General features: G+C 34.4%; 7 protein-coding genes. All 7 read right to left on the reverse strand.

From position 1 onward, the window contains the following. Positions 1–349: 349 nt before the first annotated feature. Entirely contained in the window at positions 350–1,381 is a 1,032-nt protein-coding gene (gene mcrC / locus B371_RS0102130) for a 5-methylcytosine-specific restriction endonuclease system specificity protein McrC (protein ID WP_019412669.1), read from the reverse strand. After that, a complete protein-coding gene (locus B371_RS23920) occupies positions 1,374–1,619 on the reverse strand; it encodes a hypothetical protein (RefSeq protein WP_050995774.1) in 246 nt (81 codons plus the stop codon). The genes mcrC and B371_RS23920 overlap by 8 nt, the downstream gene beginning before the upstream one ends. After that, positions 1,616–3,289, reverse strand: a complete 1,674-nt coding sequence (locus B371_RS21090; protein WP_050995775.1) for an AAA family ATPase — start codon at positions 3,287–3,289, stop codon at positions 1,616–1,618. The genes B371_RS23920 and B371_RS21090 overlap by 4 nt, the downstream gene beginning before the upstream one ends. Next, complete coding sequence (locus B371_RS0102140) at positions 3,286–3,693, reverse strand: hypothetical protein (protein ID WP_157185129.1); 408 nt, start codon at positions 3,691–3,693, stop codon at positions 3,286–3,288. Before B371_RS0102140 ends, B371_RS21090 begins: the two co-directional genes overlap by 4 nt. A gap of 54 nt (positions 3,694–3,747) precedes the next feature. Next, positions 3,748–4,005, reverse strand: a complete 258-nt coding sequence (locus B371_RS0102145; protein ID WP_019412671.1) for a hypothetical protein — start codon at positions 4,003–4,005, stop codon at positions 3,748–3,750. 519 nt (positions 4,006–4,524) lie between these two features. Continuing rightward, on the reverse strand, positions 4,525–4,857 hold the full coding sequence (locus B371_RS0102150; RefSeq protein WP_019412672.1) for a hypothetical protein: 333 nt from the start codon (positions 4,855–4,857) through the stop codon (positions 4,525–4,527). 269 nt (positions 4,858–5,126) lie between these two features. Further along, a partial coding sequence (locus B371_RS0102155; RefSeq protein WP_019412673.1) for a SulP family inorganic anion transporter occupies positions 5,127–5,781 on the reverse strand: 655 nt, incomplete at its 5' end.

Below are 5,781 nucleotides of genomic sequence, written 5' to 3' on the forward strand. Positions count from 1 at the left end.
ATTTAATATTGCAATTGAGGAATTTCATAATTCTTCCCTATATGTTCACAAATACTTCGCTCGAGTACTGTCCCTGGGTCAGATTCAAATGCTCCTCAATTTTTGGCTGCCCCAGGGACACGCCGACAAGAAACGTGAAGGCCTATCTTGAATAGATAGTAAATTGTCGGAATTCTGTATCATTGTTTCCATCCCTGGGACGTGAATTTTAAATTCAAACTTGCCAACGAGTGAAATTATTTATGCAACGCTATTGGAATATCTTATTAAAATTTGTAAACTTCAATTTTACACTCAATTGGTCACGGTTCGTCTCTAGTATTCCTGCAGCAGATATGTGATATTTCTTTCATTGCATAAGTGATGCTACATTATCTAGCTGGCTAACAATTTCTGTCCAGTCAGCTCCTAAGTCGAGTGTTTTTACACTGATTCGATTTCCACCGATTTGATAGTCGTTATTAGGTGTTATTTCTTCATCGGTTTTGGCATATAAAATTAAACCACTTACATTACCGCTACCATTCCGATCTTTATTTTTAACATAGGTGAAAATTTGATATAGGTTATTAGAATTATTCGATTTACTATCATACATCGTGTGTGTTTGCATTGATTTCCCGTAATATTTAGCATCAATAATTAATGTTTTAAAATTATTGGTGAGTGTAATATCAGAGTTCATCGTGGGAAGAAAATTGGTAATACCGTCGTCAATGTTCCAGTCTATCTGTGATGGATTAGCTGAATATTGAGGATACTCTTTTTTAAAATATCCAAGTAAAAACTTTTCATATAATCTATGCATATGTTGATCATCTAGAAATTGATTCATTTTGTATTCACCATTATCAGTCGTCATTAAAAGGCCTTTGATTACTAACTCACAGATATTAATTAACATTTTGTAAGAAGCATTATTACGGTGATAAGCCAATTCGCTCCACTTGATGTTATTTATTTCAAGCGTATCAACATTTCCCAAGAATAGAGATAGCTTTCTTAATTTCTTACGATTGCTGTCTTTAACTTCATCGCTTCTACTAAGAAGTTGCATTGTAGTTTTTAATATTTGATTTAACTGTACGTTTTCGGAAAACTCATCATAATGACAAATCATGCTTCGCATCATGAAGGTATTCTGTTTAATCGAATTCGTCACATCAATTTTGCCTCGCAAATTACCTGTAACCTCGGTGTGTCCAATATAATCTCTATGTAAACCACGTTTTCGTTGGATAGTTACACCCCGAATTAGTATTGCTGCTATTAAATCATGGATATTTTTAAACTCTTCTGCTTGAATACTCTTATAACCTTCTTCATTTAGCGTTCTATAAGCGTAAGATAACATATAGTAGACATTCTTTATCCTAATCACGGATAGCACTCCGCAGTTTGTTCATCCAATGCTCTACCTTAGAAGGTTCGTCAAACCAGTATTCTTTAATCAACGGAACCAGTTCATATTCCACTATTTCAGTTAGCCACTCGTTATCCACATCGATTCTAGATGAAAAGTAACTGTGTCCAATACGGAATCCACTACCCAAAGAGTCGTCTTCTGCAATTACAATATTCATTGCTACAACTGTATCTATTAAACGATTAAATTTCACACTTTCAAAGCTCGCTTGATACTTTTTAAACCCTTCACTTCAAAGGCAGGTTCAAATTCATAAAAGGCAAAACGACGACGTAGTGCATAGTCGATCATAGCAAGACTGCGGTCCGCTGTATTCATCATGCCAATAATATAGACGTTCTCAGGAACTGAAAATTGTTCGTCTGAATAGAGTAGACGTAATTCTTTTCCACGTTTATCATTTTCAATTAACATTAATAATTCTCCGAAAATTTTACTTAAGTTACCTCGGTTGATTTCATCAATAATAAAAAAGCATGGTCGATCATCAGGCTCTGCTTCTTTACAAAATTGATAAAATGGTCCTTTAGACAAAGAGAAGCCCTTTTCAGTAGGACGGTATCCCATGATAAAATCTTCATAGCTATAACTTTGGTGAAATTGAACGACTAATACTCTACTTTTGTCTTTTTCACCCATCATTGAATAAGCCAATCGCTCTGCAGCAAACGTTTTTCCAACACCGGGTGCACCTAATAGAATAAGATTTTTCTTTCTAATTAGTAGGTTGTTAAGGGTATCGTACTTTTCTTCGCTCATATAGACTTCTGATAGGAAGTTTTTCGCATTATAGCTTTCATATTGTGGGGGTAAATCTGGAATCACTTTACCCGGAACCTCACTAAACATTTCTTCGAGTTTTTTGTAATAGTCTGTATAAGATGTTACTTCAGTAAGGGTTTTGATTATAATTTGTCCTTCATGATCCCATTCACCTCTGTGCGTCCAGCAAACTTTATGAATATTTTTATACTCTTTTCTTGAATCATCAAAAATATATTCGGAAGTTACTACGCCACGACCAATAATTTTTTCCCGACCTTTCTTCGCAAAAATAATATCTCCAATTTCAATATCGTTAGCGAATTGCCATGTAGCATGTCCATCATTTAAATAAGAATATTCCTTACCAAATATCTCTTTCATTTTAATTTTCATCGCATTTTTGGTAGGGAATTGTTTTAGATCTCCTAGTTCACTCCAACCAATTGCCATAATGCCTTTACCATAAAATTCTTCCCACATTTTGGAACCTTCGCCCGGAGCGTATAACCAGTAACGTTTCTTATTTTTATCAATAACTTCTGGTGGTGTAGTTGCCGGAATATGTTCATAATTTCCGTTCATAATACTTTCAATAACTCCATCTTCTTCTTTTGTTACAGGAAAATTGGTCGCTCCAGGATTAGTCAAAATTCCCATCTTTTTTGTCCGTTTATCTGAAAGTAACAGAGTTCTTTCCACAATAGAGTCTATAAGTTCTGTGTCAAGCTGAATATCAACTGCCAAGTAAGGTTCCTTATTTAAGGCCTCACTCTGGTTGTAGGGGTCTTCTATATTAGGTTGAGTCATTTTAGGATTGCAAAGAATAGTTCCTGCCGCAATAACTCCTCCACCAGAACCAGAACGCCAGATATATGCTTTATCTCCCTTTTTGATATTTTTTGAATGTTGATTAACCGCCCATGTGATTGTGTCCAAATCATTTACAGCATTATTTACTTCGTAATAAATAGGATCTCCTTGAAATAACCAAACGTTATCAACTGCTGGCATCCACCCTTCTGCAATGACGGGAGTTTCATAAAAATCAATTATTTTATTTTCATTTGAATACTTTCCTTCTAGCTCCTCTCTAATCAAGAGTAGTTTTTATCGGAATCTGTAATTGAGTTATCCAAAATCAAATAAGAATAAGCTTTTATTATCTTATCTTTGTGCCCCCAACTAGCAATTCTCTCAAACTTTTTCGGCATCAGCAAATGAAGCAATATATGTTGCATTTGAACTCTTTTACCCACAAATTTACGAATATCCTCAGCGAATTTCTTTAAATCTGATGCATCATTCAATAGATTTTCACGATACTCTAAGGGTTGACTCTTTAAATTCTCAGAAACTAAAAACAGAAAGGAGACCTCAAAATATTTACTAGTGTTATAAAAAGTTCCAGTGGCTCCAAGACCCTTCTTTAGACCTTCGAATACGGGTAATGATTGATCAATATCAATTCCTTTCCATGAAGCAATCATTTCTAACTTTTTCATCTTAGTTTTATAACTAATTGATCCACTATAAGGAAAAATATAATAAATAAACATTTATTCGATAGCAAATTTATGTACATCTTCTGATTCGTTTTCCAATTGTTTTTTAAATTTATCATCAAAGTTTTCACCGGACACGTCAGGGTTTTCCACAAATATAGATTTAAACCTATCTAAATTCGTATCAGTCCAAATAGACTCTCCATCCCAAATCAATGATTTATTATTTAATAGACACTCATTTTTCCATTTTTCTGCAACCTCATAAATCGCTTTTCTATCGTTCTTTTCTAGCTCATAATAAATCGCCATTTCTAGACACCCCTTCATATATGTATAATTTCCTATTACTAGAATAACAGACAGAACTATATTGATTGATACCCAACTTATGCAAAGAGATTTTACTACCTCGCTCTACACGGATTTTAGAGGAAATAGAAGTGGATGAGGTACTAGGACCTGTTAATAAATCCAAATCTAATTCTGCTGAAATATGAACTATTTTCTCCACTCTCCTAATCTAATCTATATCTTCAATAAAACTACTTCACTTTTAGATAAGCCCTTCTTTCTGCATATTCACTGCACGCAACACAAACGTTTATCACATTGTTTCGATTATCGCGAAATTTCCAAAGTGACTTGATTTATCGCTTGCAAATCGAACAAGACTTCTTAAATAAACCAAACATTTACATCCCCCTCTTTTTACAAAGTTATTTTTTTCACTTTCCTTGGAATCCCGGTACAATAAACCACGTGTCCCCTACCTGCCTATTTAACTCGTTATACTCGGCCACAGAATCATTATGCAACCCTATCAAATTATCATAATTCTTGCGGTACGCCTCTAAATCCGCTTTGATAGATTTGTTGATAATTCGCATACACTGTTGTTGGCATACCATTTGGATACTGTAGTACCAAACCGTTCATTTCCTGTTTACGAAACTCCAAATCTTGAAAATATGTATGTAAATTGGTTCCTTTCTCTTTTAAACCGTCCTCCCCCGATTGAAGTTGTGCACTATAGGAATCCATCATCCCTTTTAACATACGCATACGATCATGCTCTTCCTTTTCACTAAATCCTACAAACACCAAATTGAATGCAATATATATTCCAACAATAGAACTAACCAACGCCACAATCGATTTCATCCCACACCTCTTGTCGATTCATAAATCTGTTCTTCTATTATAAATGGCCGTCCTTGAGACATTTGTCGCATCATGTCGAAAGTAGTAAAAATACATATTGTTATGAATTTTATCAACACAAGAAGTTAACTGTTTCTGAACACAAAAACCACAAAATATTGCTGGCACCGTAATCACGTGTACTATAATTGAAAGAAAAAGGAAAAAGCAAAGTGATTAGCTCACTTTGCTTTTTCCTCTCTCTTTTAGGCAATCTTACTACGTGTGTTTCATTTCCCACTGTGTATTGTTCTTCTTATCAAATTAATAAAGATTGAGAGACCAATACCGATTAGTAACCCCCAAAAAACATTGAGCAATATAGTTGCTAGAAAAGTAGAAATAAGAAGAACCGCATTAATAGGCGACGTCCTAAGAAGTAGTGTTATCTCTTTTAAGTTTATAAGATTTGAAACAGCCAAAATAATAATAGCTGCAAGAGTTGCCTTAGGTAAATAGTGGAAAATGGGAGTTAAAAATAATAGGGTGATTATAATACAAGCTGCTGTTATTAAAAGTGAAAGGTTTGTTTTTGCTCCCGATTGATAATTCACGGCTGTTCTTGAAATAGCTCCTGCTACAGGTATAGAACCGACCAATGAACTCGATATATTTGCTAATCCTAACCCAATCAACTCCTGATTCGTATTGATTTGCTCTTTATCTTTATCCGCCAGCGTTTTTACAACTGCATAAGATTCAAGAAATGATATGAAAGCTATAGTAAAGGCTATGGGTAATAATAATTGAATTATATCTAGTGTTGGGATGTTAAAGGAAAGTACAGGAAGGCCTTTAGGGATTTCCCCAACGATATCAACACCTTTTTTCTGTAGAGCATAAAAATTAACAAATAGAGTATAACCTGAATCCGTGACCAAGGTG

The sequence above is a fragment of the Paenisporosarcina sp. TG20 genome, assembly GCF_000286315.1.
Lineage (GTDB): Bacteria > Bacillota > Bacilli > Bacillales_A > Planococcaceae > Paenisporosarcina.